The organism is Pseudomonas sp. UMAB-40 (genome assembly GCF_900095275.1).
Classification (GTDB): Bacteria; Pseudomonadota; Gammaproteobacteria; order Pseudomonadales; family Pseudomonadaceae; genus Aquipseudomonas; species Aquipseudomonas mandelii_B.
In genome coordinates, this window is the sequence record NZ_LT607572.1 from 101,843 (window position 1) to 127,078 (window position 25,236).

At 58.9% G+C, this 25,236-nt stretch carries 21 protein-coding genes, 4 tRNA genes and 1 riboswitch; of the genes, 7 read left to right on the plus strand and 18 right to left on the minus strand.

From position 1 onward, the window contains the following. Positions 1 to 44: 44 nt before the first annotated feature. Positions 45 to 791 carry a flagellar brake protein gene (locus tag K0F88_RS26340; RefSeq protein WP_219097181.1) on the plus strand — a complete coding sequence of 249 codons (747 nt, stop codon included), beginning with the start codon at positions 45 to 47 and terminating at the stop codon, positions 789 to 791. A gap of 65 nt (positions 792 to 856) precedes the next feature. Here K0F88_RS26340 and K0F88_RS26345 read toward each other — a convergent pair whose 3' ends face one another. The 4 genes from K0F88_RS26345 to K0F88_RS26360 form a co-directional block, all read right to left on the minus strand. Further along, entirely contained in the window at positions 857 to 2,227 is a 1,371-nt protein-coding gene (locus K0F88_RS26345) for an MFS transporter (protein ID WP_219097182.1), read from the minus strand. A gap of 69 nt (positions 2,228 to 2,296) precedes the next feature. Beyond that, positions 2,297 to 3,538, minus strand: a complete 1,242-nt coding sequence (locus K0F88_RS26350; RefSeq protein ID WP_176457769.1) for a glutamine synthetase family protein — start codon at positions 3,536 to 3,538, stop codon at positions 2,297 to 2,299. Between the two features lie 200 nt (positions 3,539 to 3,738). Further along, positions 3,739 to 4,431 (minus strand): sensor histidine kinase KdpD, encoded by a 693-nt coding sequence (locus tag K0F88_RS26355; protein WP_094471122.1) that lies wholly within the window; start codon positions 4,429 to 4,431, stop codon positions 3,739 to 3,741. Beyond that, positions 4,428 to 6,032, minus strand: coding sequence for a tetratricopeptide repeat-containing response regulator (locus tag K0F88_RS26360; protein WP_094471121.1), 1,605 nt, complete (start codon positions 6,030 to 6,032; stop codon positions 4,428 to 4,430). Before K0F88_RS26360 ends, K0F88_RS26355 begins: the two co-directional genes overlap by 4 nt. Positions 6,033 to 6,236: 204 nt before the next feature. On the opposite strand from K0F88_RS26360, the gene K0F88_RS26365 reads away from it, so the two are divergent. Beyond that, positions 6,237 to 10,382 (plus strand): CheR family methyltransferase, encoded by a 4,146-nt coding sequence (locus K0F88_RS26365; protein WP_094471120.1) that lies wholly within the window; start codon positions 6,237 to 6,239, stop codon positions 10,380 to 10,382. 1 nt (position 10,383) lies between these two features. Here the strand turns inward: K0F88_RS26365 and K0F88_RS26370 are convergent, their stop codons facing one another. Together K0F88_RS26370 and K0F88_RS26375 are read right to left on the minus strand one after the other, a co-directional pair. Beyond that, positions 10,384 to 10,923, minus strand: coding sequence for a hypothetical protein (locus K0F88_RS26370; protein ID WP_094471119.1), 540 nt, complete (start codon positions 10,921 to 10,923; stop codon positions 10,384 to 10,386). A gap of 145 nt (positions 10,924 to 11,068) precedes the next feature. Then, positions 11,069 to 11,145, minus strand: a tRNA-Arg gene (locus tag K0F88_RS26375). A 290-nt stretch (positions 11,146 to 11,435) separates the two neighbouring features. On the opposite strand from K0F88_RS26375, the gene K0F88_RS26380 reads away from it, so the two are divergent. Continuing rightward, positions 11,436 to 11,672, plus strand: a complete 237-nt coding sequence (locus K0F88_RS26380) for a hypothetical protein (RefSeq protein ID WP_094471118.1) — start codon at positions 11,436 to 11,438, stop codon at positions 11,670 to 11,672. A gap of 22 nt (positions 11,673 to 11,694) precedes the next feature. Next, positions 11,695 to 11,874 (plus strand): PA3371 family protein, encoded by a 180-nt coding sequence (locus K0F88_RS26385; RefSeq protein WP_094471117.1) that lies wholly within the window; start codon positions 11,695 to 11,697, stop codon positions 11,872 to 11,874. Here K0F88_RS26385 and phnN read toward each other — a convergent pair. After that, positions 11,849 to 12,421, minus strand: a complete 573-nt coding sequence (phnN, locus tag K0F88_RS26390) for a phosphonate metabolism protein/1,5-bisphosphokinase (PRPP-forming) PhnN (RefSeq protein WP_094471116.1) — start codon at positions 12,419 to 12,421, stop codon at positions 11,849 to 11,851. The genes K0F88_RS26385 and phnN overlap by 26 nt on opposite strands. 386 nt (positions 12,422 to 12,807) lie before the next feature. Here phnN and K0F88_RS26395 point away from each other — a divergent pair, with 386 nt between their 5' ends. Then, positions 12,808 to 13,134 carry an Arc family DNA-binding protein gene (locus K0F88_RS26395; RefSeq protein ID WP_003178899.1) on the plus strand — a complete coding sequence of 109 codons (327 nt, stop codon included), beginning with the start codon at positions 12,808 to 12,810 and terminating at the stop codon, positions 13,132 to 13,134. A 101-nt stretch (positions 13,135 to 13,235) separates the two neighbouring features. Here the strand turns inward: K0F88_RS26395 and mgtE are convergent, their stop codons facing one another. After that, positions 13,236 to 14,678 (minus strand): magnesium transporter, encoded by a 1,443-nt coding sequence (mgtE, locus tag K0F88_RS26400; RefSeq protein ID WP_219097183.1) that lies wholly within the window; start codon positions 14,676 to 14,678, stop codon positions 13,236 to 13,238. 319 nt (positions 14,679 to 14,997) lie between these two features. On the opposite strand from mgtE, the gene K0F88_RS26405 reads away from it, so the two are divergent. After that, complete coding sequence (locus K0F88_RS26405; protein WP_094471114.1) at positions 14,998 to 15,516, plus strand: cell envelope protein SmpA; 519 nt, start codon at positions 14,998 to 15,000, stop codon at positions 15,514 to 15,516. A gap of 19 nt (positions 15,517 to 15,535) precedes the next feature. Here K0F88_RS26405 and K0F88_RS26410 read toward each other — a convergent pair. From K0F88_RS26410 to ltaE, 7 genes are all read right to left on the minus strand, one after another. Then, positions 15,536 to 15,612 (minus strand) — tRNA-Arg (locus tag K0F88_RS26410). A gap of 71 nt (positions 15,613 to 15,683) precedes the next feature. Further along, positions 15,684 to 15,760, minus strand: a tRNA-Arg gene (locus K0F88_RS26415). 107 nt (positions 15,761 to 15,867) lie between these two features. Then, positions 15,868 to 15,958: transfer RNA gene (locus K0F88_RS26420), tRNA-Ser, on the minus strand. Positions 15,959 to 16,020: 62 nt separating this feature from the next. Continuing rightward, positions 16,021 to 16,209, minus strand: coding sequence for a carbon storage regulator CsrA (gene csrA / locus K0F88_RS26425; RefSeq protein WP_003178872.1), 189 nt, complete (start codon positions 16,207 to 16,209; stop codon positions 16,021 to 16,023). 189 nt (positions 16,210 to 16,398) lie between these two features. Continuing rightward, complete coding sequence (locus K0F88_RS26430) at positions 16,399 to 17,640, minus strand: aspartate kinase (protein ID WP_008033100.1); 1,242 nt, start codon at positions 17,638 to 17,640, stop codon at positions 16,399 to 16,401. A gap of 91 nt (positions 17,641 to 17,731) precedes the next feature. Then, on the minus strand, positions 17,732 to 20,356 hold the full coding sequence (alaS, locus tag K0F88_RS26435) for an alanine--tRNA ligase (RefSeq protein ID WP_219097184.1): 2,625 nt from the start codon (positions 20,354 to 20,356) through the stop codon (positions 17,732 to 17,734). 146 nt (positions 20,357 to 20,502) lie between these two features. Then, positions 20,503 to 21,507 (minus strand): low-specificity L-threonine aldolase, encoded by a 1,005-nt coding sequence (ltaE, locus tag K0F88_RS26440; RefSeq protein WP_094471112.1) that lies wholly within the window; start codon positions 21,505 to 21,507, stop codon positions 20,503 to 20,505. 197 nt (positions 21,508 to 21,704) lie between these two features. Continuing rightward, positions 21,705 to 21,876: riboswitch (FMN riboswitch) on the plus strand. A 114-nt stretch (positions 21,877 to 21,990) separates the two neighbouring features. Between ltaE and K0F88_RS26445 the strand changes: the two genes are divergently transcribed. Further along, positions 21,991 to 22,500: a 6,7-dimethyl-8-ribityllumazine synthase gene (locus K0F88_RS26445; protein ID WP_007943897.1), complete on the plus strand. Its 510-nt coding sequence runs from the start codon at positions 21,991 to 21,993 to the stop codon at positions 22,498 to 22,500. A gap of 50 nt (positions 22,501 to 22,550) precedes the next feature. On the opposite strand, the gene astE is transcribed toward K0F88_RS26445, so the two are convergent. The 3 genes from astE to astB are packed head-to-tail and all read right to left on the minus strand — an operon-like array spanning position 22,551 to position 25,228. Next, the gene (gene astE / locus K0F88_RS26450; protein ID WP_219097185.1) at positions 22,551 to 23,561 is read right to left on the minus strand and encodes a succinylglutamate desuccinylase; all 1,011 of its coding nucleotides are present in this window, start codon (positions 23,559 to 23,561) and stop codon (positions 22,551 to 22,553) included. 12 nt (positions 23,562 to 23,573) lie between these two features. Further along, positions 23,574 to 23,861, minus strand: a complete 288-nt coding sequence (locus K0F88_RS26455; RefSeq protein ID WP_010457234.1) for a hypothetical protein — start codon at positions 23,859 to 23,861, stop codon at positions 23,574 to 23,576. A 20-nt stretch (positions 23,862 to 23,881) separates the two neighbouring features. Continuing rightward, positions 23,882 to 25,228: an N-succinylarginine dihydrolase gene (gene astB, locus K0F88_RS26460; protein ID WP_010457236.1), complete on the minus strand. Its 1,347-nt coding sequence runs from the start codon at positions 25,226 to 25,228 to the stop codon at positions 23,882 to 23,884. Between the last annotated feature and the right edge of the window lie 8 nt (positions 25,229 to 25,236).

Consider the following 25,236-nt stretch of genomic DNA (forward strand, 5'->3'; position numbering starts at 1 on the left):
TGCTAGCAAGTCGCAGTCATATTTTGTCTGGAGAATGATGAACCGTGTTCAATGCCTTAAACGCGGAAGATGCTCCGCAGCCACCCAAGGTGCTATCCACGCCGATGGAGATCGCCGGTAACCTGCGGCAGCTGCAAGAGAGCCATGACCCGCTGATCATCACGTTCCACGAACGCAGCCAGCGCTTCCAGAGCTATCTGGTGGACGTCGACCGTGACGGCAACCGCATTGCCCTGGACGAAATGGTGCCTCGCGATGGCGAACGCTATCTGCTGGCCGGCGAATCATTTCGGGTTGAAGGCTTCCACGAGGGCGTGCGCATTGCGTGGGAAAGCAACGGCACACTGACCATCGATGAGTCCGGTGGCGGTCGCTGCTACCGCGGCACTCTTCCCGATGAAGTGGTCTACCACCAGCGCCGCAATGCCTTCCGGGCTGCGCTGAAGCTGGCGCAACTGGTCGATGTCGAACTGGGCGGTGAAAAGCTCAAGTTCCCGATCAGAGGCAAGCTGCTCGACATCTCTGCCACGGGCTGCAAGCTGCGCTTTGAAGGTGACATCACCCCCCGGCTGCAACTGGGTCAGGTCTACGACCGCTTCGTCGCCGACCTGCCCTTCGGCAGCATGACCGCGCCGGTGGAACTGCGTTACCTGCACTTCGAAGAAAGAATCTCCACCACCTTCGCCGGCATCCGCTTCCACAACATGAGCGGACTGGTGCAGCGTCAGGTCGAACGATTCGTCTATCAGCTTCAGCGTGAAGCGCGCCGCTTCGATAAAGACGACATGTAATACAACGCTTCAACAAAAAACGGGCAGTCCCTTGCGGCGACTGCCCGTTTTTTTATGCGCCAGCTTTAAGGCCTGGCCTCGGTAAAGCTTTGCTCGCGACCTGCATCCGGGTCTTCTGGCGGTGGATCGTTTTCGGGATCCGGCTCGGGTTCGGGCTCCGGATCAGGGTTGATCGGGTTCTGCATCTGGTCCTGCACCACCTGTTCATCGACCCGTGGGTCAAGGCACGCCACCAGTGGCGAACTCGACATGCTGTCCGGCATGGCCACGTGATGCAGCGGCGCATCTTCGACCTGATGCAGGTTGGTGACGGCTTTCGGGCGAATCCGCCACACCAGCACCAACGCGAAGAAGCTGAAGAAGGCATACAGCATGTGGCTGCCAAACAGCTTCATCAGGACCCCGGCCACCAACGGCCCGATACTGGCGCCCACGCCGTAAGTCACCAGCAACATCGCAGTCAGGGACACGCGACGATCACCTTCGACGTGGTCGTTGGAGAAGGCCACCGCCAGCGGATACAGGCAGAACATCACCAGCGAGCAGAAGAACCCGGCGACAAACAGAACCTCCAGCGGTACCTGCTGCATGATCGCCAGCGGCAACGCGGTCAGGGCCAGGACCACCGCAAAACAGCGGATCAACAACGCTCGGTCATAACGGTCAGAGAGCCAGCCCAATGGCCACTGCACCAGCAGCCCGGCAAAAATGCAGCTACCCATGAACAGACCGACCTGCTCGGTGGACAATCCTTGCTGCGAGGCATACAACGGCGCCAGACCGTAGAAGGAGCCAATGATCAGCCCCGCCCCCAGCACCGTGCTCAATGACTGCGGCACCCGTTTGATGAAGAACCGTGGTTCCATCGGCGCCGGATGCAATGGCGCCGGGTGAATCCGCCGGGTCAGGGCCACCGGCACCAGGCACAGCGCGAAACACAAGGCGACCAGCATCAGCAGTTCCAGGCCCAGGGCCGGGTGCATGACCAGAATCAGCTGGCCCAGCACCAGCCCCAGGTAGGAAGCGATCATGTAGCCGCTGAACACCGTGCCACGCTGGGACGCTTCGGCCTGCTCATTGAGCCAGCTTTCGATGACCATGTACTGGCACATCATGCCGAGGCCAACGATCACCCGCAGGAATATCCACGCCGGCAGCCAGTCGATCAGGCCATGACCGAGCACCGCCGCGCCGACAATCCCGGCGCAAGCTGAATAGGCGCGAATGTGCCCGACCCGGGCGATCAGTCGGTGACCGATCTTGCCGCCCAGCACCAGGCCGAAATAGTTGGCCGCCATCAACGCACCGACCCACAAGCTGTCGACGTTATCCGCCGCCAGGCGCAGGCCCAGGTACGTACTCAGCAAGCCTGAGCCGATCAACATCATCAGCGAGGCAAAATAAAGCGCTCGAAAAGGTTTCCAGATTTGGCGCATCGGCGTTCCGAGCGGCTCCTTGCGGTAAGAACGGGCTATCCGAAAAGATAGCCCGAAGACGACAGGTCGTCAGGCCTGGGCAGCCAGGGTACGGCGCTCCCAGGGCGTAATTTCATCAAAGAAGCTGGTCAACTCCAGGGTCTTCGAAGCGACGTAGCCTTCGATGAACTCCTTGCCAAACAGTTCCTTCGCCAATTGGCTACGTTTCAGACGCTCAAGAGCGGCGTGCAAGGTACACGGCAATGAAAGATTATCCGGCACCTCGAACTCACCCTGGATCGCCGCGCTTGGCTCCAGTTCGTTTTCAATGCCATACAAACCGGCGGCGAGACTCGCGGCGATCGCCAGATACGGATTCGCATCGGCCCCCGGCAAGCGGTTCTCGACCCGACGAGCGGCCGGCGAACTGGCCGGAATGCGCAATCCGGCGGCACGGTTGTCGTGGGACCAGCAGGCATTGTTCGGCGAAGCGAACGGATGGCACAGTCGCTGATAGGAGTTCACGTTCGGCGCAAACAGCGCGGTGAAATCGGCCATGCCGGCCTGCTGCCCCCCAATAAAATGACGGAAGGTCGCCGTCGGCTGACCGGCCTCGTCGCTGAACACGTTCCGGCCGCTGCCGATCTCGACGATGCTCTGGTGAATGTGCATCGAACTGCCCGGCGTGTGCGCCAGCGGCTTGGCCATGCACACCACGGTCAGGCCGTGCTTGAGCGCGACTTCTTTGAGCAGGTGTTTGAACAGGAATGTCTGGTCGGCCAGCAGCAACGGATCACCGTGCAGCAAGTTGATCTCGAACTGGCTGACGCCCATCTCGTGCATGAAGGTGTCACGCGGCAAGCCCAGGGCCGCCATGCAGGCATAGACTTCACTGAAGAACGGCCGCAGACCGTTATTGGAACTGACACTGAACGCCGAATGCCCCTCCTCGCGACGACCGTCCAGGCCCAGCGGCGGCTGGAACGGTTGCGTCGGGTCGGGATTGGGCGCGAACACGAAGAATTCCAGCTCGGTTGCCACCACCGGCGCCAGACCCAGCGCCGCGTAACGGGCGATAACCGCCTTGAGTTGGCCACGGGTCGACAGCTTCGAGCTTTCGCCGCTCAGTTCATCGGCGTCGCAAATGGCCAGTGCCCGCGGTTGCTGGCTCCAGGGCAGGCGGTGAATGTGCGCCGGGTCAGGCACCAGCGCCAGGTCACCATCATCGCTGCCGTAAAAACGTGCCGGCGGATATCCGCCCATGATGCATTGCAGCAGCACACCCCGCGCCATCTGCAAACGCCGTCCTTCGAGAAACCCCTCGGCGGTCATTACCTTGCCACGGGGCACGCCGTTCAAATCCGGCGTGACACATTCAATCTCATCAATGCCCGTCAATCGCTGTGCGAGTGAACGCTGGCCATCGGTTGTCATGACGCAATCCTTTGTAATTGTGCGAGCCGCGAACGGCGACCCGTACAAAATAGGCTCCGCCTGTTCGGAATATCAAGCAGCGCACACAAAAAGAAACGTCAGGGCAGATAGAGGCTGAATACACCGCCGCCCAACGGGCCGCCGTTGCTGATTCGGGTGCGCCCGCCCACGCCATTGCGCTGGTGCAGCGCGGCAATCCGCCCGGCGAAGTACAGGCCCAGGCCGGTGCTGCTACTGCTGTAGTTGATGCCCTGCACATAGTCCGCCTGAAGCTCGATCATCTCGGCTGGATAGCCGTCGCCATCATCGTTGACGGTCAGCACCAATTCGCCGGCCTCATCGACGACGCTGATCAGCAACGATTGACGGGCGTAACGAATGGCGTTGTTGATGCAGTTGGCCAGCACCGAGGCCACCAGCTCCCGGTCGAAGAAACCCAGGGGGCTCAACGGGTCGACTTCATAGGTCGCGACGATGCCCCGACTGGCGAACACCTCTTGATGGCAAGCCAGTTGTGCTTCGAGGAAATCATCCAGCTCATGGTAGGCCGGCTGCAATGGCAGCTGATTGACGCCCAGCTTGTACAGCCCCAGCAACTGCACGAGCATGCCGTTGAGGTGCGCGAATTCGTACTCGATGACGCCCTGCTCCGGGCTGTGCCGCTCGGGATCGGGCAGGCGGGCCAGCCATTGGCTGTGGGCCTGCATCAGCATGGCCAACGAGTTCTTCATGTCGTGCACGGTGGAGGCAATCACCGTCGAAAAATCCAGTGCAGAGTTGTCTTGGCTCATCCGCTGAACGCCTTGATTTTCAGTTTCTGGTAGCGCGGGTAACGCGCATCGGTGTCGGGCATCATGCCGACCAGTTTCAGGCAGGCCCGGCATTCATCTAGTTCGGCCGACGGTACGCTGGTGTCCGTGCCGTGCAGCAGCGACTGCGCCATGTTCAGCGCGATGCTGATGTTCTTCGGTTGCATGTGCAGGGCCTTGCGAAACACCGCCCGGGCTTCCGCCAGGTTGCCGGTCTTGTACACCTGCACGCCTTGACGGTTGAGTTCGGAGGCCGCGTTGCTCTGACTGAGAATCGTCGGGTCATCGGTCAGTTTGGCGATCCCTTGCATCACCACCGGATCGTCGCCGTAGATTTCCGCGCAGTTTTTAAGCATCGACGCGCCGGCGCTCGCCTGGCCAAGCATTTGCAGCTGCTTGGCCACCAACAACGCCGCTTCGGCGCTCATGAACTGCTCCATGCCATCGAGGCGCATCATCGCCTGCTCGGTGAGCTTCTCGGCGGTTTCGGCGTCGTTGAGCAACAGGCTGGTGGCTTTCATCAGGCGCGCACGGATCTGCAAGCCAGGATCAGAAGGATTTTCCTTGGCCACCAGACTGAGGGTCGTGTTGATCTCCAGTCGGGTGCGGGTATCCAGGCCTTTCTCGCTGCCTTTGCTGATCAAGGCGTGAGCCAGGCCGAGGTTGCTTTCGGCATCCTTGAACCGCGATTGAGCGCCTTGGGACACGGCCTGACGATACGCCTTGGAGGCCGTGTCGAAATCTTCGTTGGCCATCGCCAGTTTGCCCAGCAGCGCTTGCCGACGCACGGCCAGCGGCGACAGGCGAATCGCCTCTTCCAATACTTTCTGCGCGCCCTTGTTATCCCCTTCGACCACCAGCACATCGGCCATGCCGTCATACAGCGCCGGCATCATCGGAAACACTTTCAGGGCTTTTTCGTAGATGCCTTTGGCCTGGCTGACCTGGCCGCGCTTGAACAGCAACTTGCCCAGCCCGGCAAACGCCCACGGCAAGGGGCGATCGGCAATGATGCTGTCGTAGAGACGCTCCAGCGCTTCGTTCTGATTCAGGTCGCGCAAGGCGTCCGCGCGGTAACGCAGGCACAGCGGCGAATAACGGATGTCCTTCTTGCACAGCTCGATGCAGGCATTGAGCACTTCGAGCGGCTTGCCACGATCGAGCGCTTGCAGGATCGGCTTGAGCAAATTCTTGCGTTGTTCCAGACGCTCCAGGCGCTGGGCCAGGCCGGAACGGTTGAACGGCTTGGTCAGGTAAGCGTCGGGTTCGTGTTCCAACGCGCTGAGCACCATGGCCTGACTGGTTTCGGCAGTGACCATGACAAACACGCTTTCATGGCTGATCAGCTTCTCGATCATCAAGTCTTCGAGGACTTGCTGGCCGTTTTTCTTGCCGTCGCCGAGGTGGAAGTCCTGCAGGATGAAATCGTAGGCCTTCTGCGAACACATGCGTAGCGCCTGCTCCCCGGTGTCCGCGGTGTCGACGTCCTTGACCCCCAGTTCACGCAGCATTGACCTGACGGAACTGCGGAAATCCGAGAAATCATCGACGATCAGAAAACTCTTTTGGTGATACGACAGCATCGAAGATTTCCAGGCAATTTGAGAAGAAGACCATGACCGTTCGGGTTATCGGCCAGGAGTGCCGTTCCCTTGAGAATTCCGGCTAATCAAGTGTCTCTAAATATTTGAAGGTGTTATTCATAAACGGGATTATCCTGCTTTATTGATGCGCTTTTTATAACCGCAGTTCTCAATAGACCGCAGTCGCCGACAAAGGCAGAAGAAATGACCAGCACCCCCCAGCACTCGGCCCCAGCTCCTGAGCGTAAGGCCCTGAAGCCCAGCACCCTGGATTTTCCAGTGGTAGGCATTGGCGCGTCGGCGGGTGGACTGCAAGCCATCAAACTGTTTTTCGAGAACATGCCGCATGACAACGGCATGGCGTTCGTGATCATTCTTCATCTGTCGCCCGATCACCAGAGCATCGCGGACAAGATCATCCAGGAATCGACCCGGATGCCGGTCCTGCAAGTCACCGAAACGGTGCCGATCGAGAAAAACCACGTCTATGTCATCTCACCGGCTCAGCGGCTGACGATGAACGACGGAGTGCTTGAAGTCAGCAGCAACGACCCGCGTGAGGCCCGACACGCCTCGATTGATCTGTTCTTTCGCGACCTGGCCGAAGTCCACCGCGAGCGAGCCTTCTGCTTGGTGCTGTCAGGCAGTGGCTCCGATGGCGCAGTCGGGCTGTCGCGCATCAAGGAACACGGTGGCATCACCATGGCCCAGGCGCCGGAAGATGCCGAGTTTGACGGCATGCCTCGCGCCGCCATTGAAACCGGCAATGTCGATTTGGTGTTGCCGGTGGTGGAAATGCCGCAAAAGCTGCTGGAACTGTGGCAAAACTCCCAGGAAATCAGCCTGCCCACCGCCAACGACCCAGACCTGCAAACGTTCGTCTCCGTGTCAGAGCGTGATGCAGCGCTCGCCGAACAGCTGCTCCACGACATCCTGATCCAGCTGCGCACCGGCACCGGTCATGACTTCAAGCACTACAAACGCGCGACCGTGTTACGGCGGATTGAGCGCCGGATGCAGGTCACGACCCAACCCGATCTGGGCGCCTATTTCCACTACCTGCAAAACAATCCCGAAGAAACCAAAGCCCTGCTGGGCGACATGTTGATTGGCGTGACCAACTTCTTCCGTGACCGCGAGGCGTTCGAAGCCCTGGAGCGGGACGTGCTGCCGCAACTGGTCAGTGCCGCCGTGTCGGCGCAGCCCGAGAAGGAAGAAATCCGCGTCTGGTCCGCCGGTTGTTCCACGGGCGAAGAAGCCTACAGCCTGGCGATGCTGCTCAACGATCAACTGCAACTGGACGCCAGCAAAGCCTCACTGCAACTGTTCGCCACCGACATCGACGAGCGCGCCATCAGCATCGGCCGGGCCGGTCTGTACCCGCAAGCGATCGTGACCGATGTACCACCGACGCGCCTGCGGCATTACTTCGTCAAGGAAGATGACCACTACCGGATTCGCAAGGAGATTCGCGAAAAGGTCCTGTTTGCCAAACACAGCCTGTTGTCCGACCCGCCCTTCTCGCAAATCGACCTGATCGTCTGCCGCAACCTGTTGATCTATCTGGATCGCGAAGTGCAGCGTGAAATCCTGCAGATGTTCCACTTCGCACTGCGCCCGGGTGGTTTCCTGTTCCTGGGTTCTTCCGAGAGCGCGGACGCTTGTCACGAGCTGTTCGCCCCGGTGGACAAGCGCAACCGTATCTTCCGCGCCAAGACCGGCACCGCCAGTAGCCGACGCACTCCGACCATGCCGCGTGGCGGTTACGTGCGCAGCAATATTTCCCGTGAGACGCCGCAAAACGCGGTGCAACGCAAACTGTCCTTTGCCGACATTCATCAGCGCGCCCTCGAACGCGCGGCACCGCCGAGCATGATTGTCGATGCCAACGCCGACATCCTGCACATGAGCGAAGGCGCCGGGCGTTTCCTGCGCCATGTCGGCGGTGAGTTGTCACGCAACCTGCTGACGCTGATCCTTCCCGAGTTGCGCCTGGAGATTCGCACCACGCTGTTTCAGGTCCAGCAGAGCGGTTTGGTGGTGAAATCCCGCGCGGTACCGATCTCCCGTGACAACCGGCGCTACAAGGTCGACCTGGTGGCGCAGCCTTATAAGGACGAAGCGTCGGACGGCGAGTTCGTCCTGGTGATTTTCGAAGAGGCCGAAGTCGATCCTTCCGAACAGGCCACCACCCTGCTGCAAACCGAAAGCCAAGTGCTGTCCAACCTTGAACGCGAACTGCAACGCACCAAACTGCACTTGCAGGACACCATCGAACAATCGGAAGTCTCCAGCGAAGAGCTCAAGGCTTCCAACGAAGAAATGCAGGCGATCAACGAAGAACTGCGCTCGGCCACTGAAGAGCTGGAGACCAGCAAGGAAGAACTGCAGTCGATCAACGAAGAGTTGCTGACGGTCAACTACGAGCTGAAAACCAAAGTTGAAGAAACCGACAAGATCAACGACTACCTGACCAACCTGATCGCCTCCACCGACATCGCCACAGTGTTCGTCGACCGCAGCATGCGCATCAAATGGTTCACCCCCCGCGCCACGGACATCTTCAGCATGTTGCCGGTGGATACCGGGCGCTCCTTGCTCGACATCACCCACCGTCTGCACTACGACGACCTGGCCCGCGATGCAGCGCTGGTCTTCGAATCATTGAACATGATCGAGCGCGAAGTCAGCAGCACCGACAACCGCTGGTACATCGCCCGCCTGCTGCCCTACCGCTCCAGCGAAGACCACATCGATGGCACGGTGCTGACCTTCATCGACATCACCAAGCGCCGCGCCGCCGAAGAAGACCTGCGCCTGGGCGAAGAACGCATGCGCCTGGTGGCTGAAAGCACCCGCGATTACGCGATCATCACCCTTGATGAGCAAGGGGTGATCACCAGCTGGAACAAAGGTGCCGAGCTGATTTTCGGTTACAGCAAGTCCGAAGCCGAAGGCGCTTACTACGACTTTATTTTCTCTGAAGCAGACCGCGCCTCCGGGGTGCCTGAAAACGAACTGCTGGCGGTTCGCACTCATGGCCGCTGCGATGACGAACGCTGGCACCTGCGCAAGGATGGCAGCCGGTTTTTCTGCAGCGGCGAGATGACCCTGCTCAGCGGCGACAACCTGCAGGGCTACGTTAAAATCGCCCGGGACCTGACCGGGCATAAACGCCAGCACGAGGAGCAAAGCCTGGCGCTGGCCGAGACCCGCAACACCAACTACCTCAAGGACGAGTTCTTCGCGGTCATGTCCCATGAGCTCAAGCACCCGCTGAACCTGATCCAGCTCAACGCCGAACTGCTGCGGCGCCTGCCGGCGACCAAGACGCTGGCGCCCGCCGCCAAGGCCGTCAACACGATCTGCGATGCGGTCAACAGCCAGGCCCGGATCATCGATGATCTGCTGGATGTCGCGCGGGTCCGTACTGGCAAGCTCAGACTGCAACCGGTTGCCGTGGACCTGGTCAGCGTGCTGCGCGATATCCACAGCGTCGTCCTCAACGAGCGGCACGAAACCACGGTCGAGTTGCAGGTGCCTTCGCAGCCTTTGATGGTGCATGCCGATCCGACACGCCTGGAACAGATCATCTGGAATCTGGTGAACAACGCACTGAAATTCACCCCACCCACTGGGCAAGTGCAGCTGGTCGCCAGCCAGGATGGGAACAGAGTGCGACTGGACATCATAGACAACGGCACCGGCATCGCCGCCGAGAATCTTGAGCACGTGTTCGATCTGTTTGGGCAGGCAGAGAAGCAACATGCCACGCACAACCGTGAAGGGCTGGGGATTGGCCTGTCGCTGGTCCGCCAACTGACAGAAGCGCAACGGGGTTCGGTTAAAGTGAGTTCACCCGGGTTGGGCGCAGGGTGCACGTTCAGTGTCTACTTGCCGATGGCCAAGACTGAACATGACGCTCAAACCGCTACGCAGGTCGAAGGTGCCGGACGGCTGAGCGGTTTGACCATCCTGCTGGTCGACGACTCTGCCGAAGTACTGGAAACCTTGAAGTTGCTGCTGGAAATGGAGGACGCGCAAGTGATTGCCTTCGACCGTCCGGTGGCCGCTCTGGACGCCGCAAAAGGCGCGCACTTCGACCTCATCATTTCGGACCTGGGCATGCCGGTCATGAACGGTCACGAGCTAATGAGCGCCTTGCGGCAACTCCCGCTGCTCAGGGACGTGCCGGCCATTGCGCTGACGGGTTACGGTGCCCAAAGCGATATTCAGAAATCCCGGCAATCAGGCTTCGACCAGCACATTGGCAAACCGGTCTCCTACGATGACTTGATCGAGACCATCGAAGAACTGCGGCGCTCGTCGAACCTGTCGATCGGCAAATGACTCAGCACAGATAGGCGCGTTGCACACTGATGCGCCGATCAATCGCCTGTCGCAGGCGCTCTTTGTGGTCCGCCCACACACCGGGGTCGACTTTGGTGGCGCGCATCAGCTCAAGCATCGCGGCTTTGGCTGCCAGATACTCCGACCAGGCGTCTTCGGAGCGGATTTTCAAACGCTCACGTTCAGTCATTTCCATCCGCCGCAGCGCCAGCGTCGGTTCATCGGTGATCACTGGGGTTAACGTGAACTGCACCCGGTGTGGCGCGACAAACGCCTGAGTGTCCGCCACCAGCTCTCTCGCCCGCCGAGCGCCCCACTTCAATGCGACGCAGTAATACTCACCCACAGTCCTGTCGTGAAATTCCTCGCAAATTGCCCAGCCACTGTCGGCATAAATACCGATAAACACCTGGGTCATGCCCTCATGGCCCACCCGTGCCTGAACCTCGACCTGCACACCATCGCTGAGCACTTCTTCATGGGTGTGGAGAGGCAGCCGGCTGTTGGTCCATAACCAGAAATGTGCGCCTCTGTGTCGCATGGCTTCGCTCCCTGAGTGGTACGAGGAGTAAGGCACAGCAATGACGGACTTGCCATGTAGGTCGTCGGGTTGACCGGGCACAAAAAAGCCCCGCTCGAGGATTTCTCGGGCGGGGCTTTGTCACAGCGCGATGCTGAAAATCAGATGGTGTCCCAGGGCAGGTTCGAACTGCCAACCTTCCCCTTAGGAGGGGGATGCTCTATCCAATTGAGCTACTGAGACACAGATCGCCCGCGAGGAATGCGGTGCGAGGGACGGCGTGCATGTTAACGGGCAGGCCTGCTTTTGTCATGTCGTCCGTAGGGCTTTTTAAGTGTAGGCAGCAGCCCTTTGTCATCGTGGCTTAATTTACCGTGCAAATTGCATCCTCTCAAAATGCCATCATTGCAATTTGCAACGACGACCTCTTTGAGCAATAAGTTAATTCTTTGTTTTTAAAGGATTTAATACCCGTTAGACTCTTGGCACGCGGGCTGCTTTAGCTGTTCTTACGAACAACCGAGGTCAGCCTCATGAACAGCGTCCTTTTACTCTCGAATGCGATCGCCCTCACCGTCCTGCTGGGTGTCCACTTTGCCCCCGAGGAGAACGGCGCTGTGCAGGTTGCGCAACGGATGCCCCATTACCTCCAGCTGCAAAAAGCCCCGCAATTGGCGGTCATGAACGATCAGCGCGGCTTTGTTGGCCAGGATGTGAGCCAGCACACTTATCCGCTGGTGTCTCAGTCTTCAGAACGCTTGGTATTTTGAATCACCCTATCAGGAGCACAGCATGTCCAAATCAGCCGCAGGATGTTTGATCCTCGCCTTACTGAGCGGCGTTCTTCATTTGTCATGGGTTCCGGATGCGCTCGCCACCCTGCCCCTGATTGCCTGCGGCGTATTCGGCGCGTTGTTCGTGCTGGCGCTGATTGTCGGGCGCAAAATCAAGTTCGATCCGGTTTTGCGCTGATGTTCAGCAATTTCAGAAGATTGGCGACAGTGTCGGCAAGCTCGCCAGAGTTGTCGAGTCGATAGATCTTCGCGTCACCGAGAGAATCCTGCGCCGCAAACAGCCCGTTGCGGCGCAATCTCGCTTCAATTTCCTCAGTACTTTCACGACCACGCCTCATCAGGCGCTCGCGCAACACCTCATCCTTGACCGTCAACAGCACCGGCAGCAGCGTGGGATAGCGTTGTAGCGCTTCGGCCAGGTGGCCGCGAGAGCCGTTGACCAACACAAGACAGCCGTCCCTCAGCCAATGGTCGATCTGGACCGGAATGCCGTAATCCAGGCCATTGGCATGCCAAGACAGCGCGAAGTCACCGTTGGCGCGGCGTTGCGCGAACGCCTTGCGAGAGATTCCGATGGCGTCTTCGCCTACGGATTCAGCCGAACGCGTAATGACCCGCCGTACCACTTCGCCGTTTATCGAGCGTAAAGGTCTCCGAGCCGCTTCGATGAGGCTGTCCTTGCCGGATCCGGAAGGCCCCATCAAGTAAATCAACCTGCCATCCATCCTGAATCACCCCCCAATGCGGATCTGCCACTAGTAAATCGGCCATTTGCCACTATCCTGTATAAGGCAAGGACCAAGGATCGAATCCGCGTAGCATGCACCTTCAGGCGTCTTCGGGCATCACCTGACGAGGTAAAGGACGCGGTCAGCGATACGGGCATGGGCCAAAGTTTTCTAACCAGTCCACATTTTTGATAAGGGTGCTGGCATAACGCCTTTACCCAGCTCAATATTTGTCACAGAATTGACGCCAATGATCTGGCTGCTTTGAGGCATGATGCGAGCCTCTATCAATTCAGGTTGAACATTTGGCCAGAGAGCTTGTCCTATCAGACATCCTGCGGCCAATCCCGAGAACCGCTCCCCTGAACTAACCGGTTAAATATATGCGCCCATTGAAACAGGCAATTTATTCCAGCCGTACGGCTGACAAGTTCGTCGTACGTCTGCCAGACGGAATGCGTGAACGCATTGCCGAGGTGGCTCGCAATCATCATCGCAGCATGAACTCCGAAATCATTGCGCGCCTTGAGCAGAGTCTTATTCAGGAAGGTGCACTGGGCGAAGAATTGAGCATGCGCCTGGACAGCCCGGAGCTGTCATTGCACGAACGTGAATTGCTGCAACGCTTCCGCCAACTCTCCCACCGTCAGCAAAATGCTCTTGTTTCGCTGATTGCCCATGACGCCGAAATGGCCGCAGACGCTTCCTGATTCGACCCGAAAGCCAAGCCAGCATAATCGCTGGCTTTTTTTTGCCTGAAATTCGGCCATAAAAAACCCGCCGATTTGGCGGGTTTCTTAAAGCAGGCAAGTCAGAGCAGGAAAATCGTCGCCAGCCCGAGGAAGATGAAAAACCCGCCGCTGTCAGTCATGGCGGTGATCATCACACTCGCCCCCATCGCAGGGTCGCGCCCAAGCCGCGCCAGGGTCATCGGGATCAAGACCCCCATCAACGCCGCCAGCAACAAGTTAAGCGTCATGGCGGCGGTCATTACCACGCCGAGGGACCAACTGCCATAAAGCAGATAGGCCACGACGCCAATCACGCCACCCCAGACCAGGCCATTGATCAAACCGACGGCCAGCTCCTTGCGCATCAATCGCGAGGTATTGCCGGTGCTCACCTGGTCCAGCGCCATGGCTCGAACGATCATGGTGATGGTCTGGTTGCCCGAGTTGCCACCGATACCGGCCACGATCGGCATCAATGCCGCCAGCGCCACCAGTTTTTCGATGGAGCCTTCGAACAGGCCGATCACCCGGGAAGCGATAAACGCGGTGATCAGATTGACCGCCAGCCAGGCCCAACGGTTACGCAGGGATTTCCAGACGGAGGCGAAGATATCTTCTTCTTCGCGCAGACCTGCCATGTTGAGCACTTCGTTTTCGCTCTCTTCACGGATCAGGTCGACCATTTCATCGATGGTCAGACGGCCAATCAGCTTGCCGTTCTTGTCGACCACAGGCGCCGAGATCAAGTCGTAACGTTCGAACGCCTGAGCGGCGTCGTAGGCGTCCTCGTCCGGGTGAAAACTCACCGGGTCGCTGGCCATGACTTCCGAAACCTGTTTTTCCGGATCGTTGACCAGCAAACGCTTGATCGGCAGCACGCCCTTGAGCACGCCATCGTAGTCGACCACAAACAGTTTGTCGGTGTGGCCCGGCAACTCCTTGAGACGCCGCAGGTAACGCAAAACGACTTCGAGGCTGACATCCTCACGGATGGTCACCATCTCGAAGTCCATCAGCGCACCGACTTGCTCCTCGTCATAGGACAACGCGGAGCGGACGCGCTCACGCTGTTGACCATCGAGGGTTTCCATCAACTCGTGGACGACGTCTCGCGGCAGCTCGGAAGCAAGGTCAGCAAGTTCGTCGGCGTCCATGTCCCTGGCCGCAGCCAGGAGCTCGTGATCGTCCATGTCGGCGATCAGGGTTTCACGAACCGAGTCGGATACTTCGAGAAGAATGTCGCCGTCGCGATCAGCCTTGACCAATTGCCAGAGCGTCAGACGATCGCCCAGCGGCAAGGCTTCAAGGATGTAGGCAACGTCGGCGGAGTGCAGATCATCGAGCTTGCGTTGCAGCTCGACGAGGTTTTGCCGGTGAACCAGGTTCTCGACCCGGTCGTGATGCGGACCTTCCTGGCGATGAGTCAGGTCTTCGACCACCCGCTGGCGCTGCAGCAGCTCAACGACTTGAGCGAGGCGGTCTTGCAAGCTTTCCTGCGTTTTCTTTACTTCAACTTCAGACATAGGCGAACTCCACTCCCAGCAGCGGGGCACGCCGGAAGGATCAATCAGTCAATTCATGATTGGAAAAACGGGATACTGAGTAACTACTGGGTAAGTCCATGGAGGTATTCCACAAGCCCCGGCGGGGCTGACGGGCGCAATGATACACCGCCCGACGGTTTTAAACGTTAAAAAATCATGGCTGAAACAAGCGGTTGCAAGACAAAGCTGAGTGCAGTCCTGATCTCTCCAAGTGCGACGACTCATTCTGAAAAGAAAACACACCCACGTCGAAAAATGTAGCGGCTACCCTGACATGGACCGTCATGGAGGACGTTTAATGCCATCGATTACCTTTTATTTTTTACTGCTTGCCCTGCTCTGCCTTTCACCCCGGTTGCAGGCAACCACCCTTCACCGTTGCGAAGCACCCGACGGTCGCCTCACCTTCACGACTTTGAGTTGCGCGGACGGTGAAAGCCTCTCTCTACAAGATGTGCGCACTTTCACGCCTGGCAACGCGATAGCGCTCATGCCGGAGGCTGACGCTCGGGGGACACCCACGACGAAAACCGGAAGGAAGGAGCCAACCGTTGTCGGCCAGCCTGAGGACAAGTGCGGAAACCTGATGACCGCCAAGGAGCGTCGCGAAGCAATCATCAATCAACGGATAGTCGCGGGCATGACACAACAGGACGTCGAGAGCGCCCTGGGCAAGCCGGACAAGATAAGTATCAGGAATTCCGCAACGAGCTACCGCTACGACATCAAGCGAGGTCGCAGCGCACACGTGGAGTTCGACGAGAAAGGATGTACCAAGGGAAATGCCAAATCCCGGACGGCAAAAAGCCCGCGTTAAACGCGGGCTTTTTGGTGTTTGGTGCACTCGACAGGATTCGAACCTGTGACCGCTCGGTTCGTAGCCGAGTACTCTATCCAGCTGAGCTACGAGTGCATTTGTGTTTTTATACCAGATCACAACTGGTTGGAGCCAAGTCATTCGCATTGCTGCAAACAACTCTTAAATGGTGCACTCGACAGGATTCGAACCTGTGACCGCTCGGTTCGTAGCCGAGTACTCTATCCAGCTGAGCTACGAGTGCATTTGTTGCCGCGCATTATAGGCCGTCTAATCTCTATGTAAAGCACTTTTTCTAGTAATTTCAAACACTTACCGAAAAAGCCAGATTACAACGTACTACGCAAATAATGGCGGAGAACGGGGGATTCGAACCCCCGACACCCTTTTGAGGTGTACTCCCTTAGCAGGGGAGCGCCTTCGGCCACTCGGCCAGCTCTCCGCAACACGGGGCGTATATTAACCAGCTTCTTCCCCGTTTGCAAACATAAAAAACGATAAAAATTAATGGCTTGGTTCGTCGTCCTTCTCTTTCTTGATCCGCAAGTAGATTTCCTCACGGTGAACCGCAACCTCTTTGGGTGCGTTAACGCCAATACGCACTTGATTTCCTTTGACGCCGAGCACGGTCACGGTGATTTCGCCATCACCAATAATCAGGCTTTCTGCGCACCGACGAGTCAGAATCAGCATACCTTTCTCCTCACGCATTTCATTTCAGGGACAACAGTCTGCAAAAAAAAGGCACTCGACCTACAACCGGAAACGATCGCAGCCCTACATGCCTGAGTATTGACCAGCGCGAGCAAAAGAACAGTTCTTGGGTCGCGCTATTCAAAAAAGACAAAGGGCGCGGTCAGACCGCGCCCTTTGGCAAACGCATCACTCGCCCGTTCGGGCCGGTGCGTCCAGTTCGAAAGCCGTGTGCAGAGCGCGCACAGCCAATTCCAGGTACTTCTCTTCGATCACAACGGAGACTTTGATTTCCGACGTCGAGATCATCTGGATGTTGATGCTTTCTTTCGCCAGGGATTCGAACATGCGGCTGGCCACGCCTGCGTGAGAACGCATGCCGACGCCGACGATCGAGACCTTGGCGATCTTGATGTCACCCACCACTTCTCGGGCACCGATCTCGCGAGCGGTGTTTTCCAGCACGGTTTGTGCGGCCTGGAAGTCATTGCGGTGCACGGTGAAGGTAAAGTCGGTGGTGTTATCGTGCGCAACGTTCTGCACGATCATGTCGACTTCGATATTCGCGGCACTGATCGGGCCGAGAATCTTGAATGCAACGCCCGGGGTGTCTGGCACGCCACGGATGGTCAGCTTGGCTTCATCGCGGTTGAAAGCGATGCCGGAAATGATCGGCTGTTCCATGGTTTCCTCTTCATCAATAGTAATGAGGGTGCCCGGACCCTCCTTGAAGCTGTGCAGTACGCGCAGCGGAACGTTGTACTTGCCGGCGAATTCCACCGCACGGATCTGCAACACCTTGGAACCGAGGCTGGCCATTTCCAGCATCTCTTCGAAGGTAATCTTGTCCAGGCGCTGGGCCACGGACACCACACGCGGGTCGGTGGTGTAGACGCCATCGACATCGGTGTAGATCTGGCATTCGTCAGCCTTCAAGGCTGCCGCCAGCGCCACGCCGGTGGTGTCGGAACCGCCACGACCGAGGGTGGTGATGTTGCCATGCTCGTCGACGCCCTGGAAACCGGCGACAACCACCACACGACCTGCCTTCAGATCACCGCGAATCTTCTGGTCATCAATCTGCAAGATACGCGCTTTATTGTGCGCGCTGTCCGTCAGAATCCGCACCTGGTTGCCGGTGTACGACACCGCAGGCACGCCGCGCTTGATCAGCGCCATGGCCAACAGTGCAATCGTCACCTGCTCGCCCGTGGAAACGATCACATCCAGCTCACGCGGAACCGGTTGGCCGTCGCCACTGATTTGCTTGGCCAGATCGATCAGACGGTTGGTTTCGCCGCTCATGGCCGACAGGACAACCACCAGGTCATCGCCGGCATCGCGGAATTTCTTAACCTTGTCGGCGACCTGCTCGATTCTCTCGACAGTGCCGACCGAGGTGCCTCCAAATTTCTGTACGATCAAAGCCATTTCAAAGCCGCCTCTGCCCATGAAGGGCGCCCAAATAATCACTCAAACAGCGTTCCGGCCCGCCACTAGACTGCAGGCCGGACACCCTGCCTTATAAACCCTGCTCTACAAATGGAACAGTCAGGGCCAGTGCCGCGTCCAGTGCGCCAGCGTCAGTACCACCGCCTTGCGCCATGTCTGGACGACCACCGCCCTTCCCGCCCACTGCCGCAGCGGCTTGCTTCATCAAATCACCGGCTTTGAGTTGGCCAGTCAGGTCTTTGGTTACGCCTGCAACCAGAACGACCTTTTCCTCATGGACACTGCCGAGCAGGATCACTGCGCGGCCGAGTTTGTTTTTCAGCTGATCGACCAGCGCCAGCAGCGCCTTGGCGTCCTGACCGTCCAGACGCACGGCCAGCACTTTCACGCCTTTTACGTCCAGGGCAGAAGCCGACAGATCGTCGCCCGCCGCGCTGGCCGCCTTGGCCTGCAACTGCTCGAGTTGCTTCTCCAGCAGACGGTTGCGCTCCAGCACAGCCGACAGCTTGTCGATCAGGTTGTCGCGGCTGCCCTTGACCAGGCTGGCCGCTTCCTTGAGTTGTTCTTCTGCAGCGTTCAAGTAAGCCAGTGCCGCAGCACCGGTGACTGCCTCGATACGACGCACGCCCGAAGCAACACCGCCTTCGCTGATGATTTTCAGCAGGCCGATGTCGCCGGTACGGTTGGCGTGGATGCCACCGCACAGCTCGACGGAAAAATCACCGCCCATGCTCAGCACGCGCACGTTGTCGCCGTACTTCTCGCCAAACAGCGCCATGGCGCCTTTTTTCTTGGCGGTCTCGATGTCGGTTTCTTCGGTTTCAACGGCGGAGTTCTTGCGAATCTCGGCGTTGACGATGTCTTCCAGAGCCTTCAGTTGCTCAGGCTTGATGGCTTCGAAGTGGCTGAAGTCAAAGCGCAGGCGCTGACTGTCGACCAACGAGCCTTTCTGCTGAACGTGATCGCCCAGCACTTTGCGCAACGCCGCATGCAGCAAGTGAGTGGCCGAGTGGTTCAGCGAAGTGGCGTGACGCACGTCGGCTTCAACGTGGGTTTCCACCGGTGCGCCAACGATCAGGCTGCCCGATGCCAGCACACCGTGGTGCAGGAACGCGCCGCCGGTCTTGGTGGTGTCGCGCACGTCAAAGCGGCTGCTGCCCGCCTGAAGGTAGCCGCAGTCGCCGATCTGGCCGCCGGACTCAGCGTAGAACGGGGTCTGGTTCAGCACGACCACGCCTTCCTGTCCTTCACTCAAGATGTCCACGGACTGGCCATCTTTATAGAGAGCGACGACCTTCGCCGAACCACTGGTGGCTTTGTAACCGGTGAATTCGGTGGCCACATCAACCTTGACCAGGCTGTTGTAGTCCATGCCGAAGGAACTGGCGGAACGGGCACGGACGCGCTGGGCTTCCATTTCGCGTTCGAAGCCTGCTTCGTCGATGGTCAAGCTGCGCTCGCGAGCGATGTCGCCGGTCAGGTCCATCGGGAAGCCGTAGGTGTCGTAGAGTTTGAACACCACGTCGCCCGGCACCACGTCGCCTTTGAGTTCGGCCAGATCCTGCTCGAGGATTTTCAGGCCCTGCTCCAGGGTCTTGGCGAACTGCTCTTCTTCGGCTTTCAGGACGCGTTCGATGTGCGCCTGCTGGGATTTCAGCTCAGGGAAGGCTTCGCCCATCTCGGCAACCAGGGCCGCAACGATCTGGTAGAAGAAGCTGCCCTTGGCACCCAGTTTGTTGCCGTGACGGCAGGCTCGACGGATGATCCGACGCAGCACATAACCACGGCCTTCGTTGGACGGCAGCACGCCGTCGGCAATCAGGAAACCGCACGAACGAATGTGGTCAGCCACGACTTTCAGGGAGGCCTGAGCGTCGTTGGTGCAGCCGATCGCCTTGGCCGATGCGCTCAGCAGGCTCTGGAACAGGTCGATTTCATAGTTCGAGTGAACGTGCTGCAGCACGGCACTGATCCGCTCCAGGCCCATGCCGGTGTCGACCGACGGCGCTGGCAGCGGGTGCAACACGCCATCGGCGGTGCGGTTGAACTGCATGAACACGTTGTTCCAGATCTCGATGTAACGGTCGCCATCTTCTTCCGGAGAGCCCGGAGGGCCGCCCCAGATGTCGGCGCCGTGATCGTAGAAAATCTCGGTGCAAGGACCGCACGGGCCGGTATCGCCCATGGTCCAGAAGTTATCGGAGGCGTATGGCGCGCCCTTGTTGTCGCCGATGCGGACCATGCGCTCGGCCGGGACGCCGATTTCTTTGGTCCAGATGTCATAGGCCTCGTCATCGCTGGCGTAGACGGTAACCCAGAGCTTTTCCTTCGGCAGGTTCAGCCACTGCTCGGAGGTCAGGAAGTTCCAGGCGTAGGTGATCGCGTCGCGCTTGAAGTAATCACCGAAGCTGAAGTTACCCAGCATTTCGAAGAAGGTGTGGTGACGGGCGGTATAACCGACGTTTTCCAGGTCGTTGTGCTTGCCGCCGGCGCGCACGCATTTCTGGCTGGAAACGGCGCGGGTGTACGCGCGCTTTTCCTGGCCCAGGAAGCAGTCCTTGAACTGGTTCATCCCCGCGTTAGTGAACAGCAGGGTTGGGTCGTTGCCCGGAATCAAAGAGCTGGAGGCTACACGGGTGTGGCCTTGCTCTTCGAAGAAGCGAAGGAAGGCTTCACGGATTTCTGCGCTTTTCATTAGGTTCTTCCACGGAGGCTGCGGCCAAAGGCCTGTACGAAACGTCAATAGACGAAGCGACGGCAAAGGGCCGCATTATATCGGCCCAGCGCGCGGGGTACAGCGTGTTTATACGATAGAAACGGTCAATTGGACCGCCAAGGCGATCAGTTGCGAGAAAAGTCGACGAATGTCGCCACAACTTGCTCGATTTGAGCGCGACTGACGTCCATGTGCGTGACCATTCGCAGGCGTCCGGCAGCGCTCAGCTTAATGCCACGCTCGGCGGCAAAGGCCTTGATCGCCTCGGCCTTGTCGCCCATGTTCACGTAAACCATGTTGGTCTGCACCGGTTCGACTTCGTAACCGGCCTTTTGCAGTCCGTCAGCCAGAAATTGCGCGTTGGCGTGATCGTCGGCCAGACGCTGAACGTTGTTATCCAGCGCATAGAGCCCCGCCGCCGCCAAAAGACCGGCCTGGCGCATGCCACCACCGACCATCTTGCGCAGGCGACGCGCCTTGCCGATCAACTCCGCCGAGCCGCACAACACCGACCCAATCGGCGCGCCCAGGCCTTTGGACAGGCAGACCGAGACCGAATCGAAGTGCTGTGTGATCTCACGAGCATCAACACCCAACTTGACGGCCGCGTTGTAGAGCCGGGCGCCGTCCAGGTGCAGCTGCAACCCATGTTCACGGGTAAAGCTGCGCGCCCGGGCGAGATACTCCAGCGGCAGGACTTTGCCCTGCATGGTGTTTTCCAGCGCCAGCAACCGCGTGCGGGCGAAATGGAAGTCATCGGGTTTGATCGCCGCCGCGACGTGCGTCAGGTCCAGCGAGCCGTCGGCCTGCACTTCCAGTGGCTGCGGCTGGATCGAGCCGAGTACCGCCGCGCCGCCACCTTCGTACTTATACGTGTGCGCTTGCTGGCCGACGATGTACTCGTCACCCCGTTCGCAATGAGCCATCAGGCCCAGCAAGTTGCTCATGGTGCCCGTCGGCACGAACAACGCAGCGGCAAAACCCAACCGTTTTGCCAGTTCCGCTTCCAGACGATTGACCGTCGGATCTTCGCCATAGACGTCGTCACCGGTGGCCGCAGTGGCCATCGCGTCGAGCATCCCGGCGGTCGGTTGGGTGACGGTGTCGCTGCGTAGATCGATAACGCTCATGAATCGGGCCTCGGTAAGCAGGGGAAAATCCCTTTCAGGTAGGAATTACTGAGGTCATGACAACGATTAATCAACCCCAGGCGAATGAAAAGACCCGTCAAGTGAGCGAAAAAGTCGATAGCAATCATCAGATAGCAGCAATGCACGGCTCGGAAATATGTGTTAAAAACGCTTCGCCGCCAAACAATCTGGTGGCAAAACGTTCTCAGGGCGGGGTGCAACTCCCCACCGGCGGTAATTGCGCGCAATGCGCATAGCCCGCGAGCGCTTGGTGACAGACATGGCTTCGGTGGTGTCTGGCGGCAAGGTCAGCAGACCCGGTGTGATCCCGGGGCCGACGGTCATAGTCCGGATGAAGAGAGAACGGGATTGGCGCCGCCTAGGCTCTATACCAAAGCGCCGTCCGCAGGCATTTGTGCCTGCGCACCCTTAAATCCCATTCGATTCATATGCCCTGTTTTTTACATAAACAGGAGTCAGAACATGCAACCCACCGCAATCGATAGCAAAAGCAAAAACCATCAGGGCGAGCGCGTTGCGTTCATCCAGGCCTGCTGGCACAAGGAAATCGTCGACCAGAGCCGTAAGGGCTTCGTTGCCGAAATGATTGCCCAGGGTTATCAGGAATCGGAGATCGATTTCTTCGAAGTCGGCGGCGCCTTTGAAATTCCACTGCACGCCAAGCTGCTGGCCAAGTCCGGCCGTTATGCCGGCATCGTCGCGGCGGGCCTGGTGGTCGACGGCGGCATCTACCGCCACGAATTCGTCGCCCAGTCGGTGATCAGCGGCCTGATGCAGGTTCAGCTGGAGACTGAAGTACCGGTGTTCTCAGTGGTTTTGACCCCGCACCATTTCCATGCCGGCGAAGAGCATCAGAAGTTCTTCTTCGAGCATTTCGTGCATAAAGGCCAGGAAGCGGCGAAGACCTGTGCGGATACGCTGCACAAGATGCGTGCGTTGCGTCGCAGCGAGCCTCGCGCGGTAGCCGTCTAAACGCAAACCCTGTAGGAGCTGGCTTGCTGGCTCCTACAGGGGCTTCATATTCAGGCGAGGTTTTCGTCGGTAGTCGGCACGATCAGGATGCCGGCACGCAGGCCGTTCTTGACCTTGGGGTTCGGGAAAATGATCCGGGCGCCCTTCTCTTCGATGATCCAGCGGGTCTGGGCGATGTCTTCGGCCAGCACGTAACCCACGTCCAATTCCGAAAAGTTCTCGATGTCCGCCGGCAGGTTCAGGCGGAAGCTATCGCTATGCTTGATGATTTCCCGCGCCACGCTGAACAACTGCAAACCGTCCAGGCCTTCGTCGGTTACCGCAGGCTCGGTGCCTTCGATGATCTGCTGGAGGCGGGTCTCAAGCAGCGAGACGTTCACGCCGTCGTTCTGCCCAAACGGCCGCGCCTTGCCCAGTTCAAGGGTAAAAGACTCGGCCCCAAGTTTGTCGTAGGTGTAGGAGCTGAACACGATCGACGGTTTGTTCTGCAACAGCACCGCTTCCATGCCGGCAGCACGCAAGCGGGCCAGCTCGAGACGTGAATGCTGGCGCCCTTCTTTCCAGGGATACAACGCGAACTGCTCGATTTTCGAGCCACGAATCGCGGTGTGCAGGTCGTAATGCAGACGGCTACGGTCCGGCAGACTGAAAAAACTCGCCGCCAGCCGCTCCAGTTCACAGGCGCGCAGTGCTTCGGAGCCGCTGGTTTGTTCGTGACGGCCGTTGAACAGCCGATTGACGTCCTGCTCGACGAAGCGCTCGCCTTTGCGAATCGCTTCCGGGTTGCCGAACAGGAACAGAATACGTGCGCGCGGCTTCAAGTCACCGCGGGCAATGTCATGCAACAGGCGATCGAGCAGCTCGATCGGCGCTGTTTCGTTGCCATGGATGCCTGCCGACAGCAGCAGGTCCAGGCCATTGTCACGCGCTTCAGGCGGCCGGACTTCCAGCGCGCCTTCGCTCAACCAGCGCATGCGCACGCCTTCGACAGTCAGTTGAGTCTTCTCCGCCGGTTCGCGGCCGGCGAGGGTCAGTTCAAGCAGTTTGCCGAGGGCGAGCATAGAGCGGTTTCCTTAGTGGTCGTGTGCGCAATCCGGGCCGTGCACGTGGTCTTCGTCGCCGACTTCAGCCGGTTCCATTTCCAGTTGCAGACTTACCAGATTAGTCGCCAATGGGCGCAGGAGCAGGTTTGCGTATTCAGCATCACCTTCTTCGACGTCCACGCCGATCAGCAGCTGGCCGCGGCCGTCCTGCTGGATCCACAGCTCTTTGCCTTGCCACAGGACCGCGACGCGGGTGCAAGAAGTTTCCAGTTGCGTGCCGTCGGTGTCTTCAAGGATCAGCTGCAGGGTATCGCTCATGTTTTTTACGCTCTCGACGTTCAATTGATCTGGAAAGGATAAACCGCGCCCAGTTTAAGGATTTGCGTCAGTTCATCCAGTGCCGTCCGGCACTCAAGCAGCAATTGCGGGTCCGCCAGGTCGGTTTCGGCCATGCGGTCGCGGTAGTGCTTGTCGACCCATTCGGTCAGCGTGCCGTACAACGGTGCCGTCATGATAACCCCTGGGTTGACCGCTGCCAGTTCGGTTTCATTCAGTGCGACACGCAACCGCAGGCAAGCCGGGCCACCGCCGTTCTGCATGCTTTGTTTCAGGTCGAAAACCTTCACTTCGCGGATCAGGCCGCCGGAGCTGGTCAGGCCTTGCAGATACTGCCAGACGCGTTCATTGCCACGGCACTCTTCCGGCACGATCAATAGCATCGAACCGTCAGGACGGGTCAGCAGTTGGCTATTGAACAGGTAGGAACGAACGGCGTCTTCGACAGTAACGGCTGAACGCGGGACGCAGATTGACTGGAATTTCCCACCGACTTTTGCGAGTTTGCCCTGCAGTTCAGCGAGCATCTGCTCGGTGTCGAGGAACGCGTCCTCGTGATAGAACAGCACCTCGCCGTTACCCACCGCAATCACGTCGTTGTGGAACACGCCCTGATCGATCACCGATGGGTTCTGCTGGGCGTAGACCACGCCGTCATCGCTCAAGCCGTGCAGGCGGGCAACGGCTTGCGAGGCCTCAAGCGTCTGGCGCGCCGGGTACTTCTGGGGTGCCGGGTAGCGGGTGTCGAATGCGCTGCGACCGAACACGAAGAACTCGACGCCGGCTTCGCCGTATTCACGGCAGAAACGGGTGTGGTTGGCCGCGCCTTCGTCGCCGAACTGCGCCACCGCCGGCAAGGCGGCGTGGTGAGCAAAGTGCTTCTGGTCAGCGAACATCGCCCCCAGCACGCGGCTGGTAGTCGGGTGTTCGATGCTGCGGTGGTATTTGCAGTTGAGGTTGGCGGCGGTGAAATGCACGCGACCGTCGGCGGTGTCAGCACTCGGGCTGACCGTGGCGGCGTTGGCCACCCACATGCTCGACGCCGAGCAACTGGCGACCAGCAATGGCATCGCGTCTTTGGCGGCTTTCTCGATCACTTGCGCGTCGGTGCCGCTGAAACCCAAGCGGCGCAGGGCGGCTACGTCTGGACGTTCCTGGGGTGCCAGAACGCCTTGCTGAAAGCCCATTTCCATCAGCGCTTTCATTTTCGCCAGGCCTTGCAGCGCGGCTTCCTTCGGGTTCGAAGACTGCTGGCTGTTGCTCTGGGACGCGACGTTGCCGTAGGACAAACCGCCGTAGTTATGGGTCGGCCCCACTAGACCGTCAAAATTGACTTCATAGGATTTCATCAGCGAGG